We start from the raw sequence: 2,175 nt of genomic DNA, 5'->3' as shown, positions 1-2,175 counted from the left end.
TCCGACAACAAGGCGCTTTCGGCTGTTTCCGACGCTCTCGGCCTCGGTGCCGCCAAGGTCGACACTGCCTATGCTGCGATGGACAGCGCCATCGATATTGTTTCCGAAATCAAGGCCAAGCTGGTTGCCGCTACCGAAAAGGGCGTCGACAAGGCCAAGGTCCAGGAAGAGATTTCTCAGCTTCAGGCTCAGCTGCTGAGCATTGCTCAGTCTGCTTCCTTCTCCGGTGAGAACTGGGTCGCCGGCGAGGGTACGAAGAGCGTCGTTTCGACCTTCGTTCGCGATGGCTCGAACGCTGTATCCGTCAAGCAGACCGAATACATCCTCGACGATACCTCGGTCGGCAACGTCCTGTTCGGCATGAGCGGAGGCCTGATCGAAACGTCCACGGGTATTATCGGCACCTCGAACGGTACGATCGGCTCCGTCTATAAGATGGACATCACCAATTTCACCACAGATGACGTCGGTCTTGCGCTGACGGCTGTCGAATCCGCTCTTAAGGCGATGACCAGCGCCGGTGCACAGCTCGGCTCGATCTCCACTCGCATCCAACTGCAGGAAGATTTCGTCTCGACTTTGAGCGACTCGATCGACTCCGGCATCGGCCGTCTCGTCGACGCCGATATGGAAGAAGAATCTTCCAAGCTGACCGCTCTTCAGACGCAGCAGCAGCTTGCAATCCAATCTCTGTCGATTGCGAACTCGGCATCTCAGAACATCCTGTCGCTCTTCCGCAGCTAAACGCGGCAATAGCAGAAAACAAAAGACCCGCCGGAGCGATCCGGCGGGTCTTTTTACGCTATGCAAACAGGTCAGAAACGATCGTCTTCGTCTTCATCCTTATCCTTGGAGGAAGACTTCAGAGACTTGAGCTTGGCAAAGACGGCATCGGCGTCGATTTCGCGCTCTTCTTCGCGTTCGAAATTCGGGCTCATGCGCTCAGTTTCCTGGGCGGACTGCAGCGTCGCGCCGAGTTCGGCGGCGGTCGGCAGTGGCCGGCCCCTGGATGCCTTTTCCACTTCCATATCGAGGTCGATCTGGCTGCAGAGGCCGAGCGTGACCGGATCCATCGGCGTCAGGTTGGCCGAGTTCCAATGCGTGCGTTCACGAATCTGCTCGATCGTCGATTTCGTCGTACCGACGAGGCGTGAAATCTGAGCATCCTTCAACTCGGGGTGATTGCGAACGAGCCAGAGAATGGCATTCGGACGGTCCTGGCGCTTGGAAACAGGCGTGTAACGCGGACCGCGGCGCTTGGATTCGGGAACGCGGACCTTCGGCTCCGAGAGTTTCAGCTTGTGGTTCGGGTTTGCTTCGGCGCGGGCGATTTCATCGCGTGAAAGCTGGCCGGTCGAGATCGGGTCCAGGCCCTTGATGCCCTGCGCTGCCTCGCCGTCAGCAATTGCTTTTACCTCGAGCGGATGCAGCTTGCAGAACTGGGCGATCTGATCGAAAGACAGCGCCGTATTGTCGACGAGCCAGATGGCGGTCGCCTTCGGCATGAGCAATTGTTGAGCCATGGATATAGTCCTTCTGTCGTCCGCGCCGGTGTCGCGGTCCGTGGATATCACCATAATATCCGGGAAATATGGCGCTATATAACTGTAGTGACGCAGAATTGCAATTGATCAGGAATGAAATGACCTTTGTCTAATTGCCGGGTGCTTTTGACCTGCTATGAATGCCATAAATCGAGTTCCGGTGATCGCTCTGAGCAGTTTGCCGGTGCCTGTGTTGAGGAGGAACCACATGTCGGAAAAGATCCATCCGGTTACGAAACTGGTGAAGAGCCATGCCCTGATCGATAAGCCCAAGTATGAGAAATGGTACGAGGAGAGCATCGAGAACCCGGACAAATTTTGGGGCAAGCACGGCAAGCGGATTGACTGGTTCAAGCCCTATACGAAGGTCAAGAACACGTCCTTTACCGGGAAGGTCTCGATCAAGTGGTTCGAAGACGGCCAGACGAACGTTTCCTACAACTGTATCGACCGCCACCTGAAAACGCACGGTAACCAGGTCGCCATCATCTTCGAAGGCGACAATCCCTATATCGACAAGAAGATCACCTACAACGAGCTTTACGAGCATGTCTGCCGCATGGCGAACGTGTTGAAGAAGCATGGCGTCAAGAAGGGTGACCGCGTCACCATCTATATGCCGATGATACCC

At 55.8% G+C, this 2,175-nt stretch carries 3 protein-coding genes; 2 read left to right on the top strand and 1 reads right to left on the bottom strand.

Translation table 11 applies throughout. The features are described from left to right. Window positions 1–744 (top strand): flagellin (locus A3C3_RS0137220; protein ID WP_022719514.1); only part of this gene is annotated, 744 nt, incomplete at its 5' end. 71 nt (window positions 745–815) lie between these two features. Here the strand turns inward: A3C3_RS0137220 and A3C3_RS0137215 are convergent. Then, window positions 816–1,523: a DUF1013 domain-containing protein gene (locus A3C3_RS0137215; protein WP_022719513.1), complete on the bottom strand. Its 708-nt coding sequence runs from the start codon at window positions 1,521–1,523 to the stop codon at window positions 816–818. A gap of 229 nt (window positions 1,524–1,752) precedes the next feature. Here A3C3_RS0137215 and A3C3_RS40965 point away from each other — a divergent pair. Further along, window positions 1,753–2,175, top strand: a 423-nt coding sequence (locus A3C3_RS40965) for an acetyl-coenzyme A synthetase N-terminal domain-containing protein (RefSeq protein ID WP_033420044.1), incomplete at its 3' end; no start/stop codon positions are given.

Source organism: Rhizobium mongolense USDA 1844, assembly GCF_000419765.1.
GTDB classification, from domain to species: Bacteria; Pseudomonadota; Alphaproteobacteria; order Rhizobiales; family Rhizobiaceae; genus Rhizobium; species Rhizobium mongolense.
The sequence above is the reverse complement of the archived record's forward strand: the minus strand, read 5'-3'. Positions and strand labels throughout refer to the sequence as shown.

Coding starts and splice junctions, on each gene's coding strand:
- A3C3_RS0137215 (WP_022719513.1), bottom strand. CDS start 1,523: ATGGCTCAACAATTGCTCATGCCGAAGGCGACCGCCATCTGGCTCGTC.